The 26271-nt window shown below is 39.5% G+C and carries 27 protein-coding genes; 17 read left to right on the top strand and 10 right to left on the bottom strand.

Annotated elements, in window-relative coordinates; all coding sequences use genetic code 11:
• Positions 1-101: 101 nt before the first annotated feature.
• Together DFO73_RS21785 and DFO73_RS21780 are read right to left on the bottom strand one after the other, a co-directional pair.
• Positions 102-287 carry a hypothetical protein gene (locus DFO73_RS21785; protein ID WP_110066801.1) on the bottom strand — a complete coding sequence of 62 codons (186 nt, stop codon included), beginning with the start codon at positions 285-287 and terminating at the stop codon, positions 102-104.
• Between the two features lie 128 nt (positions 288-415).
• Complete coding sequence (locus tag DFO73_RS21780) at positions 416-841, bottom strand: hypothetical protein (protein ID WP_258309689.1); 426 nt, start codon at positions 839-841, stop codon at positions 416-418.
• A 158-nt stretch (positions 842-999) separates the two neighbouring features.
• On the opposite strand from DFO73_RS21780, the gene DFO73_RS21775 reads away from it, so the two are divergent.
• On the top strand, positions 1000-3291 hold the full coding sequence (locus DFO73_RS21775) for an ATP-dependent DNA helicase (protein ID WP_110066800.1): 2292 nt from the start codon (positions 1000-1002) through the stop codon (positions 3289-3291).
• A 36-nt stretch (positions 3292-3327) separates the two neighbouring features.
• On the opposite strand, the gene DFO73_RS21770 is transcribed toward DFO73_RS21775, so the two are convergent.
• On the bottom strand, positions 3328-3954 hold the full coding sequence (locus DFO73_RS21770; RefSeq protein ID WP_110066799.1) for a YczE/YyaS/YitT family protein: 627 nt from the start codon (positions 3952-3954) through the stop codon (positions 3328-3330).
• Positions 3955-4292: 338 nt separating this feature from the next.
• On the opposite strand from DFO73_RS21770, the gene DFO73_RS21765 reads away from it, so the two are divergent.
• The 7 genes from DFO73_RS21765 to DFO73_RS21735 all read left to right on the top strand — a co-directional run bounded on the left by DFO73_RS21765 (position 4293) and on the right by DFO73_RS21735 (position 10932).
• A complete protein-coding gene (locus DFO73_RS21765; RefSeq protein ID WP_110066798.1) occupies positions 4293-6260 on the top strand; it encodes an LTA synthase family protein in 1968 nt (655 codons plus the stop codon).
• A gap of 301 nt (positions 6261-6561) precedes the next feature.
• Positions 6562-7557 (top strand): F510_1955 family glycosylhydrolase, encoded by a 996-nt coding sequence (locus tag DFO73_RS21760; protein ID WP_375137343.1) that lies wholly within the window; start codon positions 6562-6564, stop codon positions 7555-7557.
• Positions 7558-7721: 164 nt separating this feature from the next.
• Entirely contained in the window at positions 7722-8051 is a 330-nt protein-coding gene (locus tag DFO73_RS21755) for a four-helix bundle copper-binding protein (protein ID WP_110066796.1), read from the top strand.
• 159 nt (positions 8052-8210) lie between these two features.
• On the top strand, positions 8211-8948 hold the full coding sequence (locus DFO73_RS21750; protein ID WP_110066795.1) for an urease accessory protein UreH domain-containing protein: 738 nt from the start codon (positions 8211-8213) through the stop codon (positions 8946-8948).
• Positions 8949-9169: 221 nt separating this feature from the next.
• Entirely contained in the window at positions 9170-9364 is a 195-nt protein-coding gene (locus DFO73_RS21745) for a YncE family protein (RefSeq protein WP_258309688.1), read from the top strand.
• A 178-nt stretch (positions 9365-9542) separates the two neighbouring features.
• Positions 9543-10136, top strand: coding sequence for a YdhK family protein (locus DFO73_RS21740; RefSeq protein WP_110066793.1), 594 nt, complete (start codon positions 9543-9545; stop codon positions 10134-10136).
• Positions 10137-10299: 163 nt separating this feature from the next.
• Positions 10300-10932, top strand: a complete 633-nt coding sequence (locus tag DFO73_RS21735; protein ID WP_110066792.1) for a nitrite reductase — start codon at positions 10300-10302, stop codon at positions 10930-10932.
• A 63-nt stretch (positions 10933-10995) separates the two neighbouring features.
• On the opposite strand, the gene DFO73_RS21730 is transcribed toward DFO73_RS21735, so the two are convergent.
• From DFO73_RS21730 to DFO73_RS21715, 4 genes are all read right to left on the bottom strand, one after another.
• Entirely contained in the window at positions 10996-11208 is a 213-nt protein-coding gene (locus DFO73_RS21730) for a hypothetical protein (RefSeq protein WP_110066791.1), read from the bottom strand.
• A 444-nt stretch (positions 11209-11652) separates the two neighbouring features.
• A complete protein-coding gene (locus tag DFO73_RS21725; protein WP_110066790.1) occupies positions 11653-12216 on the bottom strand; it encodes a TVP38/TMEM64 family protein in 564 nt (187 codons plus the stop codon).
• Positions 12217-12219: 3 nt separating this feature from the next.
• Positions 12220-12897 (bottom strand): response regulator transcription factor, encoded by a 678-nt coding sequence (locus DFO73_RS21720; RefSeq protein ID WP_110066933.1) that lies wholly within the window; start codon positions 12895-12897, stop codon positions 12220-12222.
• Complete coding sequence (locus tag DFO73_RS21715) at positions 12897-14270, bottom strand: sensor histidine kinase (protein WP_110066789.1); 1374 nt, start codon at positions 14268-14270, stop codon at positions 12897-12899. The genes DFO73_RS21720 and DFO73_RS21715 overlap by 1 nt, the downstream gene beginning before the upstream one ends.
• A gap of 167 nt (positions 14271-14437) precedes the next feature.
• On the opposite strand from DFO73_RS21715, the gene DFO73_RS21710 reads away from it, so the two are divergent.
• The 6 genes from DFO73_RS21710 to DFO73_RS21685 all read left to right on the top strand — a co-directional run bounded on the left by DFO73_RS21710 (position 14438) and on the right by DFO73_RS21685 (position 20135).
• A complete protein-coding gene (locus DFO73_RS21710; RefSeq protein ID WP_110066788.1) occupies positions 14438-14671 on the top strand; it encodes a group-specific protein in 234 nt (77 codons plus the stop codon).
• A 103-nt stretch (positions 14672-14774) separates the two neighbouring features.
• A complete protein-coding gene (locus DFO73_RS21705) occupies positions 14775-16190 on the top strand; it encodes a sodium/glutamate symporter (RefSeq protein WP_110066787.1) in 1416 nt (471 codons plus the stop codon).
• A gap of 165 nt (positions 16191-16355) precedes the next feature.
• Positions 16356-17030, top strand: a complete 675-nt coding sequence (locus DFO73_RS21700) for a helix-turn-helix transcriptional regulator (RefSeq protein ID WP_110066786.1) — start codon at positions 16356-16358, stop codon at positions 17028-17030.
• 137 nt (positions 17031-17167) lie between these two features.
• The gene (gene sdaAB, locus DFO73_RS21695; protein ID WP_110066785.1) at positions 17168-17830 is read left to right on the top strand and encodes an L-serine ammonia-lyase, iron-sulfur-dependent subunit beta; all 663 of its coding nucleotides are present in this window, start codon (positions 17168-17170) and stop codon (positions 17828-17830) included.
• Between the two features lie 129 nt (positions 17831-17959).
• Positions 17960-18832, top strand: coding sequence for an L-serine ammonia-lyase, iron-sulfur-dependent, subunit alpha (gene sdaAA / locus DFO73_RS21690; RefSeq protein WP_110066932.1), 873 nt, complete (start codon positions 17960-17962; stop codon positions 18830-18832).
• Positions 18833-18977: 145 nt separating this feature from the next.
• Positions 18978-20135, top strand: coding sequence for a thermonuclease family protein (locus DFO73_RS21685; RefSeq protein WP_258309687.1), 1158 nt, complete (start codon positions 18978-18980; stop codon positions 20133-20135).
• 281 nt (positions 20136-20416) lie between these two features.
• Here DFO73_RS21685 and DFO73_RS21680 read toward each other — a convergent pair whose 3' ends face one another.
• Entirely contained in the window at positions 20417-21673 is a 1257-nt protein-coding gene (locus tag DFO73_RS21680) for a cytochrome P450 (RefSeq protein WP_110066784.1), read from the bottom strand.
• A 149-nt stretch (positions 21674-21822) separates the two neighbouring features.
• Between DFO73_RS21680 and DFO73_RS29475 the strand changes: the two genes are divergently transcribed.
• Together DFO73_RS29475 and DFO73_RS29470 are read left to right on the top strand one after the other, a co-directional pair.
• Complete coding sequence (locus DFO73_RS29475; RefSeq protein WP_258309686.1) at positions 21823-22020, top strand: hypothetical protein; 198 nt, start codon at positions 21823-21825, stop codon at positions 22018-22020.
• A gap of 32 nt (positions 22021-22052) precedes the next feature.
• Positions 22053-22274, top strand: coding sequence for a GNAT family N-acetyltransferase (locus tag DFO73_RS29470; protein WP_375137342.1), 222 nt, complete (start codon positions 22053-22055; stop codon positions 22272-22274).
• Positions 22275-22569: 295 nt separating this feature from the next.
• On the opposite strand, the gene DFO73_RS21670 is transcribed toward DFO73_RS29470, so the two are convergent.
• Positions 22570-22791 carry a hypothetical protein gene (locus tag DFO73_RS21670; RefSeq protein ID WP_110066783.1) on the bottom strand — a complete coding sequence of 74 codons (222 nt, stop codon included), beginning with the start codon at positions 22789-22791 and terminating at the stop codon, positions 22570-22572.
• Positions 22792-22914: 123 nt separating this feature from the next.
• Positions 22915-24735, bottom strand: a complete 1821-nt coding sequence (locus DFO73_RS21665; protein WP_110066782.1) for a solute:sodium symporter family transporter — start codon at positions 24733-24735, stop codon at positions 22915-22917.
• A 467-nt stretch (positions 24736-25202) separates the two neighbouring features.
• Between DFO73_RS21665 and DFO73_RS21655 the strand changes: the two genes are divergently transcribed.
• Positions 25203-26159 carry a Gfo/Idh/MocA family protein gene (locus tag DFO73_RS21655; protein WP_258309684.1) on the top strand — a complete coding sequence of 319 codons (957 nt, stop codon included), beginning with the start codon at positions 25203-25205 and terminating at the stop codon, positions 26157-26159.
• Positions 26160-26271 lie beyond the last annotated feature (112 nt).

Below are 26271 nucleotides of genomic sequence, written 5' to 3'. Positions count from 1 at the left end.
ACTGTTAAAAAGCAATGTGCCTTTCCTGGCTGAGTAAAGGTAGTCGGGGCAAAAAGGAAAAAGCATCGGCATTAGCCGATGCATAAATAATCAAATGAAGCTTACCTTCCGAGCAAGGCCTTTACGCCAAGATAAAGAATGGCTAGACCGAATACAAGCATGGCCAGGCCGCCGACAATAGTGAAGAAACTAGTAATACCTGATGTAATGACTGCAGTAACAGGTACCATTGTCAAACCATAGCCTGCCAGCATACAAGCTAAATATAATAATGCCAATTGGTACATTATTGATCCCTCCTTCCCTTATAATTTATGAGGAGGAACCAATCTTGCCTGGTCAAATAACCAAATTTTCAGAATAAAAAAACAAACAGTTCTTTAGTTGGAATTGTCAGACCTTAGCTGAGCATTAATTATTTCTTCATTTCCTTTATGGCAATAATTTTTAAAGCAGTGAGTTCTTCTTCTGTTAACCTATCAGTCAAAAGAGAGTATATTTCACTTTTCTCCTCAGGAGTCAGGCCGCCTTTTACTTTCGAAGCTACCTTGCGGATTTCTTTTACGGAGAAGTCTTGAGAAATCTTATTAACAGCCTCCTCTTTTGTAGTGATTGGCAAAGAGGTCTCTTCTAAATTAACTGTAGAAACTGAATGACTTTCAATTAAATCTTTAACAGCAGGGTCATTCGAAAGCACCTTAATATCATCTTCAGTAATGCTCCCAGCCACTTCAGTCATTACTTTATCTGAAATCATATCCATTGAAGCTAAATAGGCTAGAACACCGAGAAATAAAACAGCACATAGAGACATCGTCCAAAGTATAAATTTTTTCACCATTTGTTCGCTATTGCCCTAATTTGAACAATACCTTCACACCCCTTTTTAAGTTCTGCTTATTTAAGTGTAAATCGTCATTTCCGCTTTTTGCAAATATTATCTTATATAGAACATATGTGCTATAATAAGGTCATTATTTAATATAAGGAGCCAAATCGATGCAAGATAAAGTGAAACTATCTGTTAGGTCGCTAGTTGAATATGTGTATAAAAGCGGCAGCATTGAAACAGGTTTTCGCTCTGCATTGTCCCTTTCGGAGGGAACCAGGGTACATCAGCGCATTCAGAAACGGTATGGGGAGGACGACCAAAAGGAAGTGCATTTGCTTGCCGACTTATTTTATGGAAATCTGGAATTTACTCTGGAGGGTCGCTGCGATGGACTGCTTCACAGAAACAATGAACGAATAATAGACGAAATTAAGTCTGTTTCCCGGCCAATAACAGACATAAACGAGGATACATATCCTGTACATTGGGCTCAGGCAAAGTGCTATGCTTTTATGTATGCCAGGGATCATCATTTAAAAAGGATGACCGTTCAATTGACTTATGTTCAGAGTGATACAAATGAAGAGAAGAGATTTAGGCAAAGTTTTTCCTATGAAAAACTGGAACATTTTATACAGGAACTATTGAAATCCTACGCTCCTTACGCAGAAATGAGGATGCTGCACAAAAAGGATATGATGAAAAGCATCCGCGAATTGGGCTTTCCTTTTCCTAACTATCGCAAAGGCCAAAGGAAGTTCGCGGGTGCAGTCTATAAAACGATTGCCGAGGGAAAAAGCTTGTATGCCAACGCTCCTACCGGAATCGGAAAAACTATTTCGGCTCTTTTTCCAGCTATAAAAGCCATTGGGGAAGGAGAAATCCAGCGAATCTTTTATTTAACGGCAAAAACCATCACCCGCCAGGCAGCTGAAGAAGCCATAAAATTGTTGGAACAATGCGGATTGAATCATAAAACGGTAACCATTACAGCAAAGGACAAAATATGCTTTAAGGAAGAAACCAATTGCCAAAAGGAGTACTGTGAATTTGCCAATGGATATTATGACCGGATAAATGGAGCTATTCTCGACCTTCTGGCAAATGAAAACTTGATAGATAGAAAAACCATTGAAAAATATGCGCTAAAGCATAGAGTATGTCCCTTTGAATTCTCATTGGATGCAGCTTATGCAGGGGACGCCATTATTGGTGATTATAATTATATATTTGACCCCCGGGTGTCTCTTAAGCGCTTCATAGAAGAAGAAAAAAAGAAAACCGTTCTCCTTGTAGATGAAGCACATAATTTGGTCGACCGTGCAAGGGAGATGTATTCATCTTCATTGGATAAGTCATCCTTTTTGCAGTTGAGCAGGAACTTTAAAGGGATGGACGAGGGGATTCAACAAAGTGCTAAGCGGGTGAATCAAGTATTTATTGAGCTGAGAAAGAAGTGCGGTGAACGCCAGGCAATTGTAGAAAAGGATTATCCGGATGAACTCCTTCAGGGGCTCCAAGAATTTGCAGTTTGTGCTGAGAAATATCTTTTCCTGAATAAGCATGTAGCTGAATTCGAATTACTGGATACATACTTTGCTGTCCAAAGCTTTATCCGGATCAGACAGCTGTATGATGAAAGATTTGTTACTTATATCCAAAGACAACGGAATGATATCCGAATCAAATTGTTCTGTTTGGATCCTTCATATCTTTTGCAGCGGGCAGGGAAAGGGCTTAAGTCGACCATCTTTTTTTCGGCTACTCTAAAGCCGTTAAACTATTTTAAAGACATGCTTGGTTTTTCTAAGGATGACTACACATTATCTATTCCATCTCCCTTTTCAAAGGACCAGACTGAGGTTTACATTCAACCTCTATCAACAAGATTTCATGATCGTGGGGAGTCTATTGAACCCATTATTAAAACAATTAAGGATATGCTGAAAGGCAATAAAGGCAATTTCCTTATTTTCTTTCCATCCTATCAGTATATGGAAGAGGTATATCGACGATTTCTGGATGAGAATTTGCACATTAGGACCATCATACAGAGGCCAGGAATGGAAGAAGGGGAAAGGGAAGATTTCCTTGCAGCATTTATACCAAATGCAGAAGAAACACTTCTTGGGTTCGCAGTTATGGGCGGAATTTTTTCGGAAGGAGTTGACCTGCAAGGAGACAGGCTGAATGGAGTGTTTGTGGTTGGAGTTGGACTTCCCCAGATAGGGTTGGAACGAGATATTATGAAAAATTATTTTCATAAGCAAGAAAAGAATGGGTATGACTATGCCTACACTTACCCTGGAATGAATAAAGTCCTGCAGGCAGGAGGAAGACTGATACGCTCTGAAAACGATACAGGAATAATTGTCTTAATTGATGACCGGTATTTACACACAAAGTATCAGGCTCTGCTGCCGGAAGAGTGGAAAGATTTTACGGTATTAAAAAGATAAAAAACAGCCTGTCGATCAGAACCAGGCTGTTTTTTTCTATTCAGTAATAATCGGCTTTTTCGGTGCCTGCATTTTTTCAAGCATCTTTTCAAATCTCGGATAAAAGAATTGCACAACCAATCCAAGTGTCAGTGTCACTACAATGGTTCCAACGCCAATAGCTCCTCTAAATAAAAAGGCAAGCAGGAGGGCGAAACTTTCACTGATAATACGGGAGTTCCTCAGGTTTAAACCAAAACGGGTGTGGATGGCAACCATCAGTGTATCCATCGGGCTTGCCGGGAATTTTGCCTGCAAATAGATCGCAACACCGACCCCCATTGCCATTATGCCAAATAATAAGACAAAGGATTGTCCTGCAAGTGTAGCGGGAGATAGATCCTTAAAGATAATCAGAAGCCAAAAGTCGATAAGGGCCCCAATAATCAGGATTGAAATCGCTGCAAGCACTTCAGGCTTTTTCTTCATTAAAAAAGCATTAAGAAAAATCAGTACAATTCCATTTATGAATACAAAGGTGCCAACCGTTAAGTTGAACATTTGAGATTCACCGACAGCTAATGCATCCCATGCAGAAGCACCAAGATTCGACTTAATAATTAGGGCAACTCCCATCGTTAGTATAAGAAGCCCTGCAGTAAAAAATAAAAAACGTTCCTTCATGAGGATTCTCCAATCATTTGTAATTAATTTTAGCTTGTACCCTTTTAAAATCATTACTCGCCAAGAAGCAATATTATGAAAGGAAAATCCATTTTACCACCAGATTCAATTCGTTTAAAGTGAAATATTTGCGGCGCTATTTTAAGTTTGTAGTATTTTGCAAGAAAAAGGCGAAAGATATAGCAGGGATTTTTGTTTTCATTAGGCTGAAACTGTGCTATATTATTTTACATTCATTCACCAAGAATTAATGGTAGCTTTACATATTTACTTAAAAATAAAAAAACTTAGCTGCTGCTAAGTTTTTCGCATGTTTACAATTTAAGAGGTGAAACATTATGGGACAGTTTTTAAAATCGCCTAAAAAGCTGGCGAAAAGCAGCCTGGCTGTTTTTTTTCTGGCAGTTATTCTGTTTTGGCTAAAAACGTATATTGCGTATCTAATTGAGTTTAATTTAGGAATTAATAATGATGTACAAAGGTTTTTGCTATTTCTGAATCCATTAAGTTCTACTCTGGTATTCCTAGGATTTGCCCTGTTTTTTAAAGGAAAGATTCAGTCCGGGATGTTAATCGGCTTAAACTTCTTTTTATCCTTTTTGCTGTATGCAAATGTCGTTTATTACCGATTCTTTAACGACTTTATTACCGTGCCAGTCTTGATGCAGGCAAAAGTGAATGGAGGACAGCTTGGGGACAGTGCTCTTTCTTTAATGTCTCCTTTAGATATCTTTTATTTTACCGATACCCTTTTACTGATTTTTCTTGCGATAAAAAAATGGTACAAACCTGGAAGGAAAGTTAGCAGAAAACCTGCTCTGGCTGTAATCGCAGCAGGAATCATTGTTTTTTTCATCAACCTCGAAATTGCTGAAAGTGATCGTCCGGAACTGCTGACCCGCTCATTTGACCGCAATTATTTAGTTAAATATCTTGGTGCCTATAACTTTACCGTATACGATATTGTGCAAAATGCCAAATCTGCAAGTCAGAGAGCGCTAGCGGATAATAATGATGTTACCGAAGTGGAAAACTACGTGAAAGCCAAGTATGCTCCGCCAAATCCTGAATTCTATGGAAAAGCGGAAGGTATGAACGTTATTTTCGTTTCCATGGAGTCACTCCAGACCTTTATCATCGACTACAAACTAAATGGAAAAGAAGTGACGCCATTCTTAAACTCCCTTGCCCATGATGGAAAAACATTTTATTTTGATAACATCATTAACCAGACTGGCCAGGGAAAGACATCTGATGCGGAATTCATTATGGATACTTCCTTATATCCAATGTCACAGGGGGCAGTTTACGTCACGAAAGCGCAAAATACTTTTCATGGAACACCTGCCATTTTAAAATCAAGAGGCTATACTTCCGCTTCCTTCCATGGAAACTATAAAACATTCTGGAATCGGAACGAAATGTATAAAACAATGGGGTATGATAAATTTTTTGACGCAGAGTACTACAATATGAACGATGAAAATACGAAAAACTATGGCTTGAAGGATAAGCCGTTTTTCAAGGAATCCATGCCGCTGCTGTCAAGCTTGCCGCAGCCATTCTATACAAAATTTATAACACTTTCGAATCACTTCCCATTTAAGATGGATGAGTGGGATACAGAGTTTCCAGCGGCAGAAACAGATAATAATGTTGTCAATCACTATTTCCAGTCAGCCAACTATATGGATCAGGCTCTTGAGCAATTCTTTAATGACTTAAAAGAATCTGGCTTATATGATAATACAGTTGTTGTCATGTATGGTGATCACTATGGAATATCGGAAAATCATAATGAGGCGATGGCAGAGGTCATCGGGAAAGAAATTACTCCTTTCGAATATGCACAGCTGCAGAGAGTACCGGTGTTTATTCATGTACCTGGAGTTGATGGTGGGGTAAACCATAATATTGGCGGACAGGTGGATGTGCGCCCCACATTACTTCACTTGCTGGGTATCGATACAAAGGATTATTTAGAAATGGGTTCAGACTTACTATCTGAAAAGCATCGCGAAGTCGTGCCTTTCCGAAACGGAGATTTCATTTCACCTGAGTTTACACAAGTGGAAGAGACATGCTACTACACTGAAACAGGCGAAATTGCTGAAGCGAGCGTGTGTGCACCATTATCAGACCAGGCGAAAAAAGAGCTTGAAATGTCAGATAACATTGTTTACAAAGACCTGCTGCGATTCTATCAGCCAGAAGGGTTTGTACCAGTCAATCGAAATGACTTCTCGTATGTGAAGAAAGAAGAGCCGTATAAAGAAGAACGAAATGGGCCTGGCTTACAGAAATAAAAGTGAGAGCGGAGAGATGAATCTCCGCTCTTTATTTTATTTTAGATGAATAAAAGCTGAATTTTTCCGATTCGTTGATATATTGGACTTTTCGCTGATAAAATACATGTTTTCGTTGATATATTTAAATTTTCATTGATTTATCATTTTTCGTGCACACTTTTTGCATAAGTTTTTAGTAACCTCTACTTAAAATACAGCTTTTAAAGTGGCTATTCTCCTTGCTTTTCCATTAGCAAGCTGTTATTTTAGACACTTATAAGACACAAAAGCAGAAAAATAGAATGTTGGAGTGAGGAAGTTGAAGAAATTATGGATCATTGCTGCTGGACTTACATTGGGGTTAAGCGCGTGCGGCCAAAACGAAGAACCGAAAGTTACGGAAGACGAAACTGCAGTCGAGGAGCAGAATGGGCAAACAGAGAGCCAAAATACAGATGACAATAAAGAGATTATAGCAAACCATAAATTTTTTGAACCGTTTGATGGGAAAATTGATCACATCCATGGTGTTGGCTATGCGGGGAACCAAGGAGCTCCTTTCTTTGCTACCCATGATGGCTTAAAAATTTTTGAAAATGGAAAATGGTATAAAACAAAAGAGCAAAACAATGATTATATGGGTTTTAGTGCCACAAAAGAAGGTTTTTATACAAGCGGGCATCCAGGGCAGGATTCCAATCTTCCTAATCCTTTAGGTATTCAAAAGAGCACTGATAACGGACAGACACTTGAAATGATGGCTCTTGAAGGAGAAACAGATTTCCATGTCATGGGAGTAGGATATGAAAATCAGGCGATCTTTGTCATGAACCCACATAAAAACTCGATTATGGAGACTGAAAAATTATACTTAAGTGAAGACAAGGCTAAAACATGGAAAGAAGTACCAGCTAACGGACTTCAAGATACATTAATCAGTGTGGCCGTACATCCGCAAAAATCAGATTTTTTGGCGGCAGCGGGACAGCAGGCTATTTATCTATCCGACGATAAAGGAGAAAATTTTGAAAAAATTACAGAAGGCGGACAAGGTACATCAGTATTCTTTACAGATGACAGCCTGATATATGGAACTTACGATGGAAATGCCAAATTAATAAAGCGTTCCCTATCTGATAAATCTGAAACGGAAATCACTTTGCCTGAGATGAAAGAGGATGCAGTTATGTATTTTGCTCAAAACCCTCAGAATGAGCAGGAGATGACCTTTGTCTCTTTTAATGGGAATATTTATTTTACAAAAGATAGCGGAAGCAATTGGGAACTTATAGTTGAAAAAGGAATTCTTAAGTAAAAAGATGAACGGAATGTGGGACCTCTCATATTCCGTTTTTCTTTGGAAACAGTACGTCATAATTGTAGATTTTTAAGCTGATAAATATGCAGGAAATATGCAGTTTACTCTATCAATGTAGGGGTAGATTAATTATGCAGAAGATATAAAAGAAGGGTGATAAAGTGTACAACCAGTCATATGAACAATGTATCCAAGCTTGTCTTGAATGTATGGAAGCATGTTATGTATGTTATGATGCATGTTTTGGAGAAGAAGATTTAAAAATGATGGCAGATTGTATTCGAATGGACAGGGAATGTGCTGATATTTGCGCGTTTGCTGCAAAATCAATGCAGTCAAACAGCCCGTTTGTAAAGCAGATTTGCGGCCTTTGTGCGAATATTTGTGAAGCATGCGGAAATGAATGCAAAATGCATGATCACGACCATTGCCAAAAATGTGCTGAAGCATGCTTTAAGTGTGCAGAAGAATGCCGTAAAATGGCATCTTAATCATATAACCAAATGCAACAAAAAACAGGCATCCTGTCAAGGAGTCTGTTTTTTTATGGCGTTTTTGAACAATCTCCTTAAATTCTTCATAGTTTCATGTTACAAATTAGTTAGGGGAAATTCATGTTAAAAACGTGAAACACTTAGGAGAAGGAAACTATGTATGAATTTTTTAGCCAAATCAGTAATTTTTTAAGCCAGCCTCTAATTAATTTAGGTCTGGACACAAAGGGAGTTCCTCTCTTTTCTGCTCTTGTTTTGGGGGTCGTTGGCGCTTTAGCGCCATGCCAATTTACAGGAAACCTTGGGGCGATTACCATTTACGGAAATCAATCCATCCAGAAAAGGGTTGCGTGGAAAGAGGTTCTGTTTTTTATTCTTGGTAAAATTGTTGTTTTTACTGGCCTTGGGTTACTTGTATGGATTCTCGGGATGGAAATTAGGACATCCTTAACTGCTTATTTTCCATGGTTCAGAAAAATTGTAGGACCGTTATTTATTTTAATTGGCTTATTTTTATTAGGTGTTATGAAATTTCATAAGAGTTTTACATTGGGAAGTATTCCGGATAAGTTGCAAAAAAAGGGATCGCTCGGTGCTTTTTTGATGGGTGTCAGCTTTACACTAGGTTTCTGTCCTACCATGTTCGTTTTATTTTTTATTACACTTATGCCAATGGCAATAGCAGTTAGTTATGGACCGCTTCTTCCAGCCATTTTTGCAATTGGGACTTCACTCCCGCTAATTATTGCTATTTTCTTAATTTGGTATCTTGGACTTGGCGGAAAGCTGATGAAGAAAAAGGGGAGAAAGCTTGGAATAGGAGTTCAAAAGGTTACCGGTGCACTAATGATATTACTGGGTACTCTGGATACCATTACTTATTGGAGCATTTAATAGGGGAAAAGGGATAACCGAAACAGGAGCTCAATAATGCAGCTTCTGTTTTCATTTCTATTTATAGTATTTCAATTGGTCCTCCTGCAAATCATCCATCCGGCTGATTGAGATCATTCCTTCTCAGGAAATGCTTCTAATTGGAGGAGCGAAGCAGAGTTTATTTTTAAAAGTATTCTAATTTCAATAGGTATTGATAATTTGCCATTTCTAAAGATACATTGGCAAAAAAGGTTCAGACTACAATTGAAACAGGGAAAGGATCACATAGGATTATAACTAGTTCTGATAATAAATATGGGTATGTTACAAATATGTTTGAAGATACTGTCAGCGTATTAAATCTGGAAAATAATAAAGTAGTAGAAACCATAGAGGTAGGAAGTATTCCCAATGGAATCAGTATAATGGATTAGATGAAGTAATGCCCTTGCCAGAAGCAGGGGTTTTTTTGAGTTAGGCCAATAAACCTATTTGTATTTGAGGTTTATACCCTACAGGAATCATTATTTAGATTGGTGTATAGCTACTCCTTATTTTCTGCACAATTTATTGTGATAATATGTTCAAAATTAAAAGGAGGATGTTGGAAAAATGAAAAGAAAGAAATTAGCAGCAGGGTGTATCTCTTTGGCCACAGTGTTTATGTTATCAGCTTGCAGTGGAAATGGAGAGGAAGCAACCCCTGAAGAAACCGCTGAAAATAATACAACTTCCGAAAAAAGCACTGATCATTCTGGAGAACATGCCAGTATGGACCACTCCGGATCGGGTGAAGTCCCTGAAGGATTAAAAGAAGCTGAAAATCCAAAATATGAAGTCGGCAGTAAAGCGATCATTACACATGGACATATGGAAGGCATGGAGGGCGCTGAGGCAACGATCGTTGGTGCTTATGATACAGCGGTGTATACTATTTCCTATACTCCAACCACTGGCGGTGAAAGAGTAGAAAATCATAAATGGGTAGTCCACCAAGAATTAGCGGATGCCGGTGAGGAGCCATTTGCAGAAGGTGACGAGGTTAGAGTAAATGCAAGCCATATGGAGGGCATGGAAGGTGCAACAGCTGAAATTGATTCTGTGCAGGAAATGACCGTTTATATGGTTGATTTTACTACAACAGATGGGGAAGAAGTTAAAAATCATATGTGGGTAACAGAAAATGAGCTGTCCCCAGCTGAGTAAACATAAAAATTGAAGGTTATAAGAGCTTATACTACTAGGGTGTAAGCTCTTTTTAAATACCTGGAAAAAATCGATATAATTCTTTATATACTATAGTGGGGTATTGTATAATAGAGTTGATGAACGTTTTCGTTGTTTATGACTTGGATAAAGGAGTGTTTTTATGAGCGATACAAAAGAAAAAGTAAAACTTGCCGTTAACGGCGGCATTGGCTTTGGTGCCAAGCTGTCAGCCAAACAGCTTATGGTTTTGGCGAAATATATGGACGAAAATGACGAACTGGAGCTAACGACATTTCAGCAGCTCTACATTGAAATCGATGCTGACAGGAAGGAGGAAATTATTAAAGAGTTTGAAGAAACCGGGCTGAATTGTTACCCGGTTGGGAGCTATGTAAAAAGCTTGAGGACCTGCAATTTTTGCAAGGGGGCAGAAGAAGAGGGAATGCCAATTGCGAATGAAATAAATAAGAGAATTTCGGGCAAACCTGTTCCCTTTACACTAAAGCCTGCCTATACTGGATGTCCGGTTGGCTGCGGGGAACCACTCATGAATGATATTGGAATCATGAAGGTGAAAGAGACTTATGACTTATATATTGGAGGGAAATCAAAAGGCAGAGATGCCGAAGCAGGAACCCTCTTTATGGAAACCCTGAGTCCTGACCAGCTATATTCAACCATTGATAAACTAATAGGAATCTATCAGCAAAACGGCAAGAAAAGAGAAGCTTTTCATAAATTTGTGAAAAGGTATGGAATTGAAAATCTACGTTCAGAAACGAAGATAATATAAATGGAAAAGGAAACAGCATCAACACACTTCTTGGAGAGAAAAGATGCTGTTTTTTAATGGGATTTATTTAGAATATTTCTTTTTAAAGGCTTTCATAGCCTCAATCTGTTCTTCCCGTGATGCATCAGGTACATGCTCCCAGCCCTGTTCTTTTATAATATGAGAATATTTATCTTGAAGCCTGATTTGCTGAAGTGCCATTTGAAAATGGATGTTCTTGACGTTTTCAGCTTTCATTCTCAATGCTGATGTAAAATTGTCAAGTGCCATCGACATTGCGGTATGGCGGCCATCTATTGTGATATTTTGTTCAGTTAGCTGATTAGCTGGGGATTTACAATCAATTGAGACTGGTTTAACTTGAGTTAAATTGATACAGTGATGCTCTCATTGATTTGAGGATCCATCAGGCTAATCATTACCCTTACGTGATTGTCCATTAATGACAATTTGTTCATAGAGGACCTGCCGTAATTCGGGATTTTCAACGGAACAGAAAAATAGCTTTAACTATTCTATAACGGCTTTATGAGTGTTTAAGTGTTCAGCCATAAGGCTTAAATCCATCGCTTTAAGTATCATTTAACTCCTCCTAATGTCCGGATTCACATTCATTTTATGTATATCAATACAGGGTTTGTCAGGATGCCATAATATTTACTTGATAAGTGGTTAGGTCAATTAAAATCCAAAATAAAAAGAACAGCTATAAACTGTCCTTTAATTAACTCTTCTTTTCCATGTCAAATAAAGCAAAAAGATAACGGAAACTAATAAAATAATGCCTATTTGAATTTCTGTTTTTAATTTAAGTGCTTCCGAGATTGTGTATGCCTCAATAATTAAAGCGGGAATCTTCCCAAGTGTGCTGGCCAGGCTGAATGAAAGCAACCCCATTTTGCTAAATGCTGCAGTAAGCGTTACTGCTCCAGATGGAACGAAGGGCAGAATCCTTAGTAAAATAACGATAAAAAAGGCAGTAGTACCTTCAGCATTTTTAAGTTTAAGCAAAAATTTGTTATCTTTATTTTGGTTCTTCGGAAAAATGGAGAATAGCCTGGAGATCCCTTTACGGTACAGAATGAAGCTTACGACTGCTCCAGCAGCTTCTCCAATAATTAAAATGAATAAACCCCAGTTCATGTCAAATACGGCAATAGTACCGACCGTTATAAAGGCACTTGGGAGAACCCCTGTAATGGCGACTCCTACATTCATCAAAATACTAAAAAGTGCTCCCAATAAAGGCAGCGCTGAAATCCATTCAAGAATATCAGAAAACATTCATTATTCCTTTCCAGTCCATTTGTAGCCGACTCCCCAGACAGTCAGCAGATAATCATCAGCCGGGAAACCGGCTTTCCGCAGTTTTTCACGTAAATTGCGGACATGTGAATCGATAGTGCGATCTTCAATAGATACACCATATCCCCATACGGAACCAATCAAATGGTCTCTTGAAAAAACTTTGTTGGGGTTAGCGAGAAAAAGCTTAAGCATAGAAAATTCTTTTGGGGTTAAAAGGATTTGTTTGTTTTTAAAAAGCAGTTCAAATGAATCCTCTTTTAAAACTAATCCCTTAAAGTTTAACGTATTTCCGTCTGATTTACTTCTTCTAAGGACCGCTTCAATTCTTGCGATCAATTCCTCTTCATCAAACGGTTTTAAAATGTAATCATCTGCTCCAATGTTGAGGCCTTTGACAATATCAGGTTTCTCGCTTTTGGCAGTCAGCATAATGATTGGAATATCCCAAAATTTTTTGATCTCCCGGCATACTGTCCAGCCATCCATTTCAGGCATCATCACATCCAGAAGAATGAGATCTGCAGAATGGGAATCCAGGTAAAGCAAAGCATCTGCGCCTGAAGTTGATTTAATGCAATTGTAGCCGCGCGGTGTTAAATATAAAGAAATTAAATCAAGCATTCTTGTTTCATCATCAACCAGCAATATTGTTTTCATCATACATTGTCTCCCTTAAAAACCAATTCAAATTCAGTTCCAACATTTTCTCTGCTTTTTACAGTTATGGTCCCTCCGTGGGCATGGATAAGCTCTTTTACAATGGCTAGACCGAGCCCCGTTCCCCCAAGGGCTCTTGTACGTGATTTATCCACTCTGTAGAAGCGATTAAAAATATAAGGCAGTTCATGGTCCGGAATTCCTTTTCCTTTATCTTTTATCCTAATAACAATATTCTTTTTGTGCCTGCTTACATTAATGGCTGTTTTACCATCTGGTGAAGAATATTTAATACTGTTATCCAAAAGATTAAAGATGATTTGTTCCAGTCTGGATGCATCAGCATTTAATTGGATAACTTCCGGGCAATTTACTTCAAGTATCATCCTTTTATCCATAAAGGCTGGAGCGAATTTTGCTTCAATTTTTCTCATAAAATCATGGAGATCAATCGGTGTTTTGTGAATATCAAAAGAATTTTTGTCAATCTTCGCCAAATCAAATAGATTTTTAACCATATCTGAAAGGCGGTTTGTTTCTTCCAGGATAATCGTTAAATATTGATTTCTTTCCTCTGCAGTAAGGTTTCGTTTTTGGACGATATCCGCATAACCTTTAATATAGGTGAGAGGAGTGCGAAGTTCATGTGAAATGCTTGATAAAAACTCGCTGCGTTCCTCTTTTAAGTAACTTAAATCATTGGCTAATAACTGTATCGATTGTGCCAAATCCCCAAGTTCATCATCACCTGTTTTAGGAAGGGAGACAGAAAAATCTCCCTTGCTGATTTGCGAGGTTGCTTCTTTCATTTTTATTAAAGGCTTTGCAAGTGCTTTTGATAGAAAAATAATGATCGTAATGGTAAAGGTAACAGCAATGACCCCTGCAAGCAAAAACTGCTCATTTAAACGGGAAATAAGGGATTGAATCCATACAGTATCCTGAAACATATAAACATAGCCGATAAGCTGGCCTTCCTGTTTAATGGGGCTTACGGTAGAGATATAATCCTCATCCGTCCAATTATCACCGATCGTTTGCCCTTCTTTGGGGACTGAAGGAATGGGCCTATCAATATATTCTTGAATGATGGAGCTTTTTACAGATGAACCAATAATTTCCTTATTGGTATTTGTAATTACCACATCTGTATTTGCTTCAGACTCCATTAAGGCTACATGGGAAATGGTGTCGTTATCAAAATGTCTTTCCAGGATTGCACGATGAGAATTGCCCCTTGTCTGGAGAGCAATCAGTTCTTCTTCCACACGAGATTCAACAAGTGTGCTATGTAAAAAGAAAAACGTAAAGGTTTCTAGCCCGAAAAGGATTAGGAGAAACAATAACCCCAATTTTAAAGAAAGATTTTTCATAGGACTCACTCATTTCAGATCAATTACTTCTATTATATTCGAAAATATTGAAGAATCTATGCAGAAGCTTACAGGTTTAAAATAGGGTGGAGGAAGGTAAATTAGAATAATGTGCCCTGACATAGTAAAATGCAAAGAGTACAGTTTGAAATTCAGGAGGGATATCAATGAGCGAATGTAAGTTAGACCATTCACAAGAAGATGTACAGAAAAAATATGAACAGCAGGCAGAATTTCTGCCAGAGGATATGAAACCATTATTCCAGTCCTTCTTCCAGGAAGAACATACCCAGGATTTATTAAATGAAGTTTTTCATCTATTAAAAAAGTTCGACCTTGCATCCGAAGAGGAAAAGAGCGAGCGTGTAAACAGGTTAAACCTGGTTTTAAAAAATGTTTAAAAAACTACTGCCACAGCCATTGAGGATGTGGCATTTATTTATTTGTTTTTAACTGTTTTAGTCGGGTACAGGAAAACAAAAAGATTATTAAAAGGAGGGTTGGATGTCAGGAGAAGTAATTGGTTTAAGTTTAATTGTTTTAACTATTTTTCTTGGTATAGGGATGGCCATTCGCATTATAACACCTGCTATCCAAAAGATATTTTTACCGAGCTCCATTATTGCCGGATTGCTAATGCTTCTATTGGGACCAGAAGTGCTTGGGAAATTGAGCGATCGTTACATAGGAGAAGGTGCTCCAACATCAGGAGGTATCTTTAAAAAAGAAATGGTAGAGGTATGGAGCGATTTGCCCGGCTTGTTAATCAATATTGTCTTTGCCTGTCTATTCCTAGGAAAAGAGATTCCGAGCTTTAGGAAAATGTGGAAAACAGCAGGACCCCAAATCTCTTTTGCCCATACGGTTGCTTGGGGACAATATGTATTTGGCATACTTCTCGCTTATTTTGTGCTTGCTCCTTTTTTTGGGCTGCCTCATTTGGCAGGTGCCCTCCTGGAAATTGGCTTTCTCGGTGGTCATGGGACTTCTGCAGGTCTGTCAGATACTTTTGCGGATCTGGGTTTTGAAGAAGGAAAGGATATTGCACTTGGCCTGGCAACCATTGGAGTTATTTCCGGCGTAGTCATCGGCATCATTGCTATCAATTGGGGAGCGCGGAAGGGCAAAACAAATATTTTGGAGAATCCACACGATATCTCTAAAAGTAAATGGACAGGGCTTGTTAAAAAAGAGAATAGGGAAAAAGCGGGAGAGCTGCCAGTCAGAACAACACTTATTGAGGCTCTGACCCTTCATACAGCTTTTATCGGATTGGCAATCCTCATTGGATATGCTATTTTGGAAGCATTCGTATTTTTGGAAAAGCTGACATGGGGTGAATGGACTGGCACGTATATTGTCAAATATGTACCCATTTTTCCGATTGCCATGTTTGGAGGAGTTCTTATTCAACTGGTACTCGGGAAATTTGATCGGTTTGGCATACTTGATTCTAAGCTCATTAATAGGATTCAGGGCCTTTCTCTGGATTTATTGATTGCCAGTGCCATTGCTTCACTTTCATTATCCGTGATTGGAAACTACCTGATTCCATTCCTATTGCTTAGTTTTACAGGAATCGCATGGAATTTGATTGCTTTTGTGTTAATTGCGCCAAAAATCATGCCGGACTATTGGTTTGAACGGGGAATAGGGTGTCTTGGACAATCAATGGGGATGACAGCAACAGGTCTTCTGCTCATTCAAATTGTTGATCCTGAAAAAGAGTCGCCGGCAATGGAGGGCTTTGGTTATACACAATTGTACTTCGAGCCATTCGTAGGAGGAGGATTATTTACAGCTGTCTCAATGTCCTTGATTGCAGGGGTTGGAGCCTGGCCGTTTTTCTTTATAACATTGGCTCTTTTTCTTGCCTGGGGGGCAACAGGGATATTCTTTTTTGGAAAAAAGAAAAAGTAACGGGAGGCAATTTGCTTAATATTAGCAGATTGCCTTTTTCATTACAATTTTTTTGTATCTATTAAAATTTTATTTTAATTAATGTATTATTATGTTATGATTCAATTATTGAGAAATATAGAGTAGTATAGTAATGAAAGCGATTACAGAAGGAAGTGACAGAAATTGAAGGAATGCCATAAGCCTGTATTCGACTTGGCGACCCGGACGGCTGATATGCTGGTAAAAATGTTTGGTTCCCGCTGTGAAGTGGCCGTCCACGATTTCAGCGACTTGAAAAAATCGCTTATTCATATTGCCGGGGATGTAACAGACCGGAAGATCGGATCTCCCATTACTGATCTCGTGTTAAATGAATTAGCCAAGCATGATAATGATGTAAACGATATAGCGAATTATAAAACTCAATCAAAAAAGGGAAATGTCATGAAATCATCCACGATTTTTCTTCGGGGTGATGAAAATAAGGTAATTGGCGCACTTTGCCTTAATTACGATATAAGTTTGTTAATGCAATTTAACGGTGAAATTGAGGAGTTCATCGGCTTTGATGACAGTCATTCCAAATCCGAAAACTTCTACAACTCTGTCCAGGACGTTATCCACGGGATGGTCGAGCAAGTGCTTCAAGGATTTAAAAAGGCGCCTTCCCTCATGACACTTGATGAAAAGGTTGAATGTGTACGCCAGCTTGAAGATAAAGGAACATTCCTTATTAAGGGGGCAACAGACTATGTAGCTTCTGTGCTGGGGGTTTCTAAATTTACGATTTATAATTATTTGCAGAAAATCAGAACCATTAATGAGCTGCATCCTGAAGCAGCTATCGAACATAAATAAGACAACCCTTTCCTTGCTGACTATAACCAGTATAAACATAGTGAGAAAATGTATTTAAATCTAGAACCTATGTGTTACAATTTTCTTTTGCCGCTAAAAAGATAAATAACGACCATTAGAGTAAAGGGGCATACAAAATGAAATACAGATCTGCATTCGATATCATCGGTCCTGTTATGATCGGACCGTCAAGTTCACATACAGCTGGAGCTGCACGAATCGGCCGGGTTGCCCGGACCCTTTTTGGAAAGCAGCCGGCCAAAGCAGAGATTTCTTTATACGGGTCTTTCGCGAAGACTTATAAAGGGCATGGAACAGATGTGGCCATTGTTGGCGGAATTCTTGATTTTGATACTTTTGATGAGCGCATCCCTTCTGCACTAAAATTAGCAGAAGAAGCAGGTATAGAGGTAATTTTCACAGTGGAAGATACGGTTACAGACCATCCGAATACTGTACGCATCAAGCTGTCAGAGGGAGAACGTGACTTGGAACTTGTTGGCATATCCATTGGCGGCGGAACGATTGAAATTACTGAGCTAAACTCATTTGAACTTAAATTGACAGGTGAGCATCCTGCTATTTTAGTCGTCCATAACGATCAGTTCGGTGTAATCTCCGCTGTTACAAACATTTTATCAAAACACCAAATCAATATTGGGCATATGGAAGTTTCCCGCAAGGAAAAAGGGAAAATGGCGATCATGGTCATTGAAGTGGACCAGAAAATAGACGAAGACGTGATGGCCGAGCTGGAAGGGCTTCCGAATATTACCCAAATTATTAGAATGGTTGACTAATAAACATTGTTCGAAAAGGAGGACAAAAAAGCCGAGAAGCAAGCTGACGCAGAGAGTCGACTGCTATTTTTCCCGGACTTTTTAAACCTCTATGATTAGACGCTTTGCACCAGGAGGGAAATACTAATGTTGTTTAGAAATGTTGCCGAGCTTGTCGAGCTCGCTGAAAATAAAGGGGTTAAAATTGCTGAAATAATGATTCAGCAGGAAATAGAAGTTACCGGTCGGACTCGTGAGGAAATTATCGAAAAGATGGACCGTAACCTGACAGTAATGGAACAGGCAGTAGAGCGCGGCCTGAACGGAGTGACGTCTGTAACTGGATTGACAGGAGGAGATGCTGTTCTTCTTCAAAAATATATTAAAAGCGGCAAAGCGTTATCAGGCAATATTTTGCTTGATGCTGTCAGCAAAGCGGTAGCCACCAATGAAGTGAATGCAGCAATGGGAACCATCTGCGCTACCCCAACAGCCGGATCTGCCGGAGTTGTGCCTGGTACATTATTCGCGGTAAAGGAAGTTTTAAATCCAACTCGCATGGAAATGATCGAATTCCTATTCACTTCAGCGGCTTTCGGCTTTGTGGTTGCAAACAATGCTTCCATTTCCGGGGCGGCTGGAGGTTGCCAGGCAGAAGTTGGATCTGCAAGCGGTATGGCGGCTGCTTCCATCGTGGAAATGGCAGGCGGAACACCAAGCCAGGCATCGCAAGCGATGGCGATCACACTGAAAAATATGCTGGGGCTGGTTTGTGACCCAGTTGCCGGACTTGTAGAGGTTCCCTGTGTGAAACGAAATGCCATGGGTGCTTCAAATGCTATGACTGCAGCAGATATGGCACTTGCTGGAATCACGAGCCGTATTCCGTGCGACGAAGTCATAAATGCCATGTTCCTGATCGGCCAAACTATGCCGTCTGCGTTGAGGGAAACAGCAGAAGGCGGTTTAGCTGCAACTCCGACCGGGCGAAGGCTGCAGGAACAAATTTTTGGGAAAAAGTAATAACCATATAAAATTATTGGCTGCACCAATTCTTAACCGGGTTGGTGTTATTTGATTTGAAGGTGAAAAAAATTGGGTTAAAAATGTTTGGCTGTTTTATGGCATACTTGATAAGGAATTTTTAAAAGGGGAGAGAATTAAGGGATTGAAGGTTCTTAGAGGAGTTTTTTTTACTTTTGTTATTTTATTTATGCTGTTATTAGGAATCGTTACTCCAGCAGCGTTAATCGGGCTGGCTGTCTTTTTAATTGGATTGTTTTTAAACAATCAGTACCGCAGATATAAAACCAATTTTAAAAAATCCGGCTGGGTCATGTCTGCAGGATTTGTCCTCTCACTCATTTTGGCTGTTACATTTTCTGAGACCACCGATACTGTAACAGATCAGGACATTGAAGACACTTCTAAACAGGAAGAATTGGCTAAAAAAGAGCTGCGGGAAGCCGAGGAGAAAATGCAAGCAGAGGAAGAAAAGCTTGCTGAAGAGAAGGCGAAAGAGGAAGCAAAAGAACAGGCCGAGGAGAAAGCAAGGATAGAAGCTGAGAAAGCAGAAAAAGAAAAGCAGGAAAAATCAGAAAGGCAACAGGAAGAAGAACAGAATGCTTCCAGCTTAGGTCTTGAGCTAGTGACTATTGGGAGGGTAGTTGATGGAGACACGGTTGAAACATCCGATGGAAGAAAAGTAAGGCTAATTGGGGTCAACACGCCGGAATCGACAACAAAAGTTGAAGAATACGGCAAGGAAGCCAGCCAATTTACCTCATCCAAGTTAACGGGGAAAAAAGTTTGGATGCAAAAGGACGTTTCTGATACAGACCGATATGGCCGTCTGTTGAGACTCATTTGGCTTGAAATCCCTTCAGATGATATGGACGAAAGCGAAATACGTGCTAAAATGTTCAACGCCCATTTAGTGCTTAACGGGTACGCTGAACCATCAACCTATAATCCGGATGTTAAATACAGTGAATACTTTAGAAAGTTTGGCAGGGAAGCAAGGGAAGCTAATAAAGGTCTCTGGGCGTTTGGAAATGAAGGAACAACCAGGGGAGATTTGGATTCTTCGGAGAGCAGCAGTGCGGGTGGTTCATCGTCAGGTTCTGGAACTGGCAATACCTCAAGCGGCTCAGAAGCTGACAGCAGATCATCCAACAGCAGTACTTCATCATCAGGAAATCAATCAGAGTCTTACAAAAACTGCACAGAGTTGAGAAAAGTGTATCCGAATGGAGTTCCATCGACACATCCTGCTTATGACTCAAAACATGATCGGGATAAAGATAATTTTGCCTGTGAAAGATAGAATTCACCTTATTCTTGCAAATTTTATTATGATAAAAATTGGCGGTTTTAGCAATGAGGACATGATTCATTATTAAAAAGGAAGCCAGCTTATTTTTATTCGCTAATTTTTATGATTTCTTCGTTAAATTACTGAATTTGTTTGTGAGTTTTAGAGGGTTCTTTGCAATTTCACCATTTTGTTCTCAAGTTTTAGCAGTTTCTTCGTAAAGTTCATAATTTAGTTAATTTATTCCAAACGGAAAGCAGCCTGCTAAACAAGGTTGCAGGCTGCTTTCTTTACTATTTCCACCTAATATTCTCCATCACAAATCCGCTTTCAGGTAAAGTAGGCATTCGGACTAAACTGTAGCTCAAATTTTGTACTGGAACGTCAAACGCAATTTTGTTTACCAGAAAATCTATGCTTGCTTTCATGACTTCGACCGTAATGCCTTCACCAGGGCAGCGATGTCCTCTGGCCGGATCTCCGCCGCCTTGCGGAATGAAATCGAATAGACTCCCTTTCCATTCTTTAAAGCGTTCAGGACGGAATTCATGAGGCCGATCCCAAAGGCGGGGATCATGATTGGTTCCGTACATATCTAGCAGCACCAGCATTCCTTCTTTAAACTCCGCTTCCTTCCATTCAAAATCTTTTTTTGCTCTTGCGCCAAGGAATGGACCGAATGGATAAAAGCGACGGACCTCCTGGGCAAACATTTCGGGATATTCGCGATCACTGGACTGAAGCTTAACTTTTACCTCCGGATGCTCATGGACAGCAAGCGCACCGAAGGTAATAAATGTGGCTATCGCAACAATCGGCCTTAAGACATTGATTAGTTCAATGGCAGCCATTTGTGTACCGAGCTGCCTGCCATCGAGCTCTGTGTGAAATGCCATTTCGTAAAGGGCTGAACCCTCTTCAGCCTTAAGTTTACCTTCCCGAACATCGCTGATCATACTTTTTATCCAGTCTTCGGTCTTGGTTCTGGCTCTTCTGCCTTTCCAGTGGCGAGGTCCGACAGCACCAAAAGCATCGACCATGTTATAGAAATCTTCCGCCCGCTCTGCAATTTCCTGTTCATCAAGAGGAACGCCAGCCCACGAACAGGCTATCCGGGTCAAGATTTTCTTTGCTTCATCAAAAAGAACCACTTGTTTGACGCCTTCCCATTTGGGCGTGGAAGCCTCCCAGTGTTCCATTGCAAGATGTGCCAGCCTCTTTTGGTGTGGAGGGGTCATGAGTGACATGAATAAAAGTTTCCGGTGTATATGTGCTTCACCATCCATTGTTTGAATGGCATTTTCGCCAAAGAGCGATTTTTGCACCCGCTTTGGAGCAGCTCCTTTACGCTGAAAAAGACTATTATCATAAAATATGCCTGCTGCTTCTTCACCACTCATACAAATGACTTTTTCGCCGAGCAAGCGGGCTTCAAATAGATCAGATTGGTACTTTTCCGTCCTATTTTTAATAAACAAATAGCCTTCCTGCATTAATGCGAGACTATTATCCAGACTTTTATCATGCGGAATCTGCTCATTTGAAGGCATATGTATACGGCTCCTTATCTATTAATAACCTTTATGTTCCTAATACTGCTTATTAACATATATTTGTTTCTTCAAACCCTTTGCAGCCAAGAAGATAATCCAAATATAATTTTAATATGAAAAATCTTCGGGTATTTAAAGGAGGCATTATGGAAGAATTTCACTTTTTTAAAATAGATCACTTGTTAATATTAGACCTCAATAGTCTGCTGGCTGAGAGTAAATCTGAAGGGTTTAGGTTCTTATCGCGCTTAATTGACGAATACCAAAGTGGCATAAATACCTTCTCTGACCGGGGAGAAGGGCTGTTTGGTGTGAAGGACCACTCAGGGGAGGTTATACAATAGGCGGTCTTAATCAAGACCCTTATTCAAATGAAATGAACATTGGCAGGCTAAGAAGGTTCTATGTGGCAAACAGTTACCGCAGAAGAGGATTGGGCATTCAGCTGATGGATCATATTTTATCTTATGCAAAAGAACATTTTGCTCTAATTGTTCTGCATACAGACACTGAACAGGCTGATTGCTTCTACAGGGCCTATGGCTTCAAAAAAACCTGCCTGTTTCCTGGATCAACTCATGTCTTATTTATAAAATAATCTCTGTTAAACTGCACTGTTAAACTACTTGCCTGCTGTTTTCCGCTCAAGGAGCTCAGCGAACTGCGGGCGATCCGGGAGCGTCCTCGGCGAATGACGCTCCTGCGGGGTCTCCCTTTGACCCGTTTTTCCCTAGGACACTAAACTAGCATCTTCGAATAAACACTGCACGAAAGAAATGGGAATGTATTTTCGAGAATCTTCGCGCCTTTCGCTCCATCAATATAATGCTAAAATCAACTTGGAGCTTTAACATGGTCTTAAAATAAAGAACACTTCCTAAAAATTCAGTATTTTAGGAAGTTCTTCTATGATGGTCGTTCAGCTTAATGAGTGAACCTCTTTTAATCCAATAATGGAAGTTTTCTGCAGGAAAAACGCCACGCCCGCTGGATCTGTCCATTTGAATGACAACACTGCTCGGGGTTACCTCCAAAATCTTAAGGGTCTGCGAACGGTAAAGATTCGGAGCAAAGCAGCTTTTGATTTCGAATTGCATATCTTTATCCAGGTTCAATGATAATACCTCCTAAAAGTATTGTTATATTCAGGGTTCCCATCCTATATTTTTCTATCCATATATTGGCCAGTATAATTAACTAAAAAAAATCTCCAGCAAGAGTGCTGGAGATCTGCAGCCCTATTTAATCGGCTGTGATTTTTTCAAATAAACAGACTGGGGTCTGGCTTTGTTATCTCTGTTTTTGACAAGTCCTGAATTTTGCAGTTCTAGATAGTGTTCGTATTTGTTCGCCCAAACCTTCAGGGAAATAAAAGATAAGCCTATTGTTAATAGGGCAATCCCTCCTATAATAGCCCAAAATGCAGGAGACACAACCCCTTTTTCATATGCCAATCCGATCGGAGAGAAAGTGACATAGGTGATGGCGACGAGTGAAAGGAGTAAAATTGATAAAGGCAGTACAAATTTCCATGGAATCATTTCAACCTTCGGATTCACTTTAAATTGATAAGCGGTTTCCCTGGGTCTTATTTTTCCAATGACAAGCATAATGGCTACTTCAACTGCAAACATAATTGCATAGATATGAATAAAGTGAATAGGTACAGTTATGCCAAATAAATGGTCAGTTCCCCAGACAAGCATGTAATAGGTTATCACATGAAAAAAAATAACTGCTTTAGCTGCTGCGGCAGGTACATATTTTGAAAAAATGCCCACAAGGACGATCGCAATTATTGGAATATTAAAAAACCCCGTAAATCTCCTGATTAAATCCCACAAGCCTTCTGAAGCATTCATTAGCATAGGGGAAATGAATAAGGAAACAATGGCAAGGAAGGTTCCAAACCATTTGCTGACGCTGATCAGTTTATGGTCATCTGCGTCAGGGTTCATATGTGGTTTATAAATATCCAGCGCAAACAAGGTTGCAGCACTATTTAATAAGGAGTTAAAAGAACTGAAAACCGCTCCTAGAAGGACTGCCAAAAAGAACCCTGATAAATAGGCAGGAAGTATATCTGAAATTAATGCTGGATAAGCCAGGTCCACTGATCTGAGAGAATCACCATACAAGTGAAAAGCAATGACGCCGGGAATCATCATAAACACTGGAACAAGAAGCTTATAAAAACCTGAGATCAAAACACCTTTCTGGCCTTCAGCCAGATTTTTGGCACCTAATGTGCGCTGAATAACATATTGGTTGGAAGCCCAGTAAAATAAATTCGCAAAGATCATTCCTGTGAAAATCGTTCCAAATGGGACTGAGTCTTCTTTAGAGCCTATTGAATTCAATTTTTCTGGATTACTTACGGCAATTTCTTTCATTCCAGCAACCACATTGCCATCGCCCAGAGCAATGAATCCCAAGACTGGTACCAGAATACCAACAATTAATAAACCAATGCCATTAATTGTATCGGAAACAGCTACTGCTTTTAAGCCGCCGAAAATGGCATAAATGGCGCCAATTATACCGATAATCCAGATAACCAGCCAAACGGAAGACACATAGGATATACCGAACAGTTCAGGTACATCGAATAATTTTAATACTGCTAAAGCACCTGAATAAAGCATCGAAGGAATCGTGACAAGTATGTATCCCAGCATAAAAAGTATTACGGTGTATCTTCTGACTCCTTCATCAAACCTTTTGCTTAAAAATTCCGGCAGTGTCGTAAAGCTTCCTCCCAGATATTTCGGAAGCAGATAAACGGCCATAATAATGATAGCAAATGCAGCAGTTACCTCCCAGGCCATATTTGATAAATTTGTTCTATAGGCTTGTCCATTTAATCCAATCAGCTGTTCAGCAGATAAGTTTGTTAATAACAGAGAACCTGCAATAAATCCACCAGTCAGTCCTCGCCCGGCTAAAAAATATCCGGCAGAATCACTGACCTCGCCTTTTGTTTTCAAATAAGAAATCCAAGCGACCAATCCCATAAAAAAAGCACACGAAGCCAAAGTGAACCAGATAGAACCAAACAAATAAAATTCCCCCTAAAGTTATATTTAAAAAGTAAGTTTTATATATCCAGTTTTTCGAAAGACGAAACATGATTGTAATAAAAAAGGGAAAAGAGTTTATCTAATGGCTATGTTAAAGCTCATGGTTGAATTTGGCACTAAGTTGATGGAGCGGAAGTCGCGGGATCCACGAAAATGCATTAGCATATCCTTCGTGAGGTTTTTATTCACAGATGGTTATTCAATTTCCTGCGGGAGAAGCGAGTCAAAGGGAAACCCTACAGGCGCGGCATGGGCCGAGGAGGTACCCGGACCGCCCGCGGGTTGCTGAACTTTTTGAACGGATATCAACAGACAAGTTTAACAAAGGATATTTAAAAGAACATTATTCAAGAAGTAATTATCATAAATATATAACTTTTGTATTTTTCAAATAAATTATATAATTCTTCTGGGTGCTATGAATCTATATAAGCAGGTGAAGGATTTTGAGTGAAAAGGTTAAATTTGGGCTAATTGGAATGGGAGCTATCGGTGAAAGGATATTACGTCAATTTCAGCAGCATGAAGAATTTGAAATTGCAGCCCTCTGTGATCGAAACGTTAAACGTTTAAACAACTTTAAGGTTGAGCTGCCGGATACAGCAATGTACACAGATCATTTGGACATGCTTCAGGACGAAACGATCGAGCTCATTTATTTAGGAGTTCCGCCTAAATTCCATCATTCAATTGCGATGGATATAATCAGAAGAGGCAAGAATCTGCTGTGTGAAAAGCCGCTTGCCAATTCTGTTGAAGAAGCGAAAGAAATGGTTGAAGCCGCTGAACGGGCCAATATTGTCCATGCCATGAACTTTCCTATGGTATATAGCCAGGCCTTTCAGGTATTTAAAGAAAAGATACAAAGCAGAGAGCTTGGAAAAATACAAAAAGTAGAGCTTCATTTGCAATTTACCCAATGGCCTCGCGCGTGGCAGAAAAATGAATGGATCTCAAGCAGAGAGCAGGGGGGATTTATCCGGGAAGTAGCTCCCCACTTTATTCAAATGATCCAGGATCTTTTCGGGGAAATGGGCGATATTAATTCATTTGTTCAATATCCTGAGGATGAACTTTTGTCCGAAACAAGCTTTATCAGTTCAATGAAGCTTCCAGGAGATATTCCTGTTCTGTTTAACGGAATAGCTGGTATTGGACAGAAAGAGCATCTTTCATTTAAAGTCTTCGGTGACAAAGGAACATTGGATTTGGTGAACTGGGGTATTCTTTCCCAGAGTACGGCTGCAGACAACGGGGAAATCATCCCACTTGAAAGTTCTGAAACAAGCAGCCTAGCCGGAGAGTTGCTTAAAGCAATCAAAGGTGATTCAGGAAAGCTGGTATCTTTTAAAGAAGGATACAGGGTTCAAAAAGTTTTAGAGGAATTAATAAAGGAAAATTAGAGGCACTTTTGTGTCTCTTTTTTGTGTGTGCCAGGCATGGCAACTATCTAGGTGGTGAAAGTCCACTGTGGGGGTACACATCGACTAACCACTAAGGAAGCGCAAGGTACTA

It is taken from the genome of Cytobacillus oceanisediminis (assembly GCF_003182355.1).
Taxonomy (GTDB): Bacteria; Bacillota; Bacilli; order Bacillales; family Cytobacillaceae; genus Cytobacillus; species Cytobacillus oceanisediminis_A.
This window is presented reverse-complemented; position numbering and strand designations above follow the sequence as displayed.

Coding starts and splice junctions, on each gene's coding strand:
- sdaAB (WP_110066785.1), top strand. CDS start 17,168: ATGAAATACAGATCTGCATTCGATATCATCGGTCCTGTTATGATCGGA.
- DFO73_RS21710 (WP_110066788.1), top strand. CDS start 14,438: ATGAGCGAATGTAAGTTAGACCATTCACAAGAAGATGTACAGAAAAAA.
- DFO73_RS21705 (WP_110066787.1), top strand. CDS start 14,775: ATGTCAGGAGAAGTAATTGGTTTAAGTTTAATTGTTTTAACTATTTTT.
- DFO73_RS21735 (WP_110066792.1), top strand. CDS start 10,300: ATGAGCGATACAAAAGAAAAAGTAAAACTTGCCGTTAACGGCGGCATT.
- DFO73_RS21730 (WP_110066791.1), bottom strand. CDS start 11,208: ATGTCGATGGCACTTGACAATTTTACATCAGCATTGAGAATGAAAGCT.
- DFO73_RS29470 (WP_375137342.1), top strand. CDS start 22,053: ATGAACATTGGCAGGCTAAGAAGGTTCTATGTGGCAAACAGTTACCGC.
- DFO73_RS21715 (WP_110066789.1), bottom strand. CDS start 14,270: ATGAAAAATCTTTCTTTAAAATTGGGGTTATTGTTTCTCCTAATCCTT.
- DFO73_RS29475 (WP_258309686.1), top strand. CDS start 21,823: ATGGAAGAATTTCACTTTTTTAAAATAGATCACTTGTTAATATTAGAC.
- DFO73_RS21720 (WP_110066933.1), bottom strand. CDS start 12,897: ATGAAAACAATATTGCTGGTTGATGATGAAACAAGAATGCTTGATTTA.
- DFO73_RS21770 (WP_110066799.1), bottom strand. CDS start 3,954: ATGAAGGAACGTTTTTTATTTTTTACTGCAGGGCTTCTTATACTAACG.
- DFO73_RS21750 (WP_110066795.1), top strand. CDS start 8,211: ATGTATGAATTTTTTAGCCAAATCAGTAATTTTTTAAGCCAGCCTCTA.
- DFO73_RS21775 (WP_110066800.1), top strand. CDS start 1,000: ATGCAAGATAAAGTGAAACTATCTGTTAGGTCGCTAGTTGAATATGTG.
- DFO73_RS21680 (WP_110066784.1), bottom strand. CDS start 21,673: ATGCCTTCAAATGAGCAGATTCCGCATGATAAAAGTCTGGATAATAGT.
- DFO73_RS21725 (WP_110066790.1), bottom strand. CDS start 12,216: ATGTTTTCTGATATTCTTGAATGGATTTCAGCGCTGCCTTTATTGGGA.
- DFO73_RS21780 (WP_258309689.1), bottom strand. CDS start 841: ATGGTGAAAAAATTTATACTTTGGACGATGTCTCTATGTGCTGTTTTA.
- DFO73_RS21765 (WP_110066798.1), top strand. CDS start 4,293: ATGGGACAGTTTTTAAAATCGCCTAAAAAGCTGGCGAAAAGCAGCCTG.
- DFO73_RS21785 (WP_110066801.1), bottom strand. CDS start 287: ATGTACCAATTGGCATTATTATATTTAGCTTGTATGCTGGCAGGCTAT.
- DFO73_RS21740 (WP_110066793.1), top strand. CDS start 9,543: ATGAAAAGAAAGAAATTAGCAGCAGGGTGTATCTCTTTGGCCACAGTG.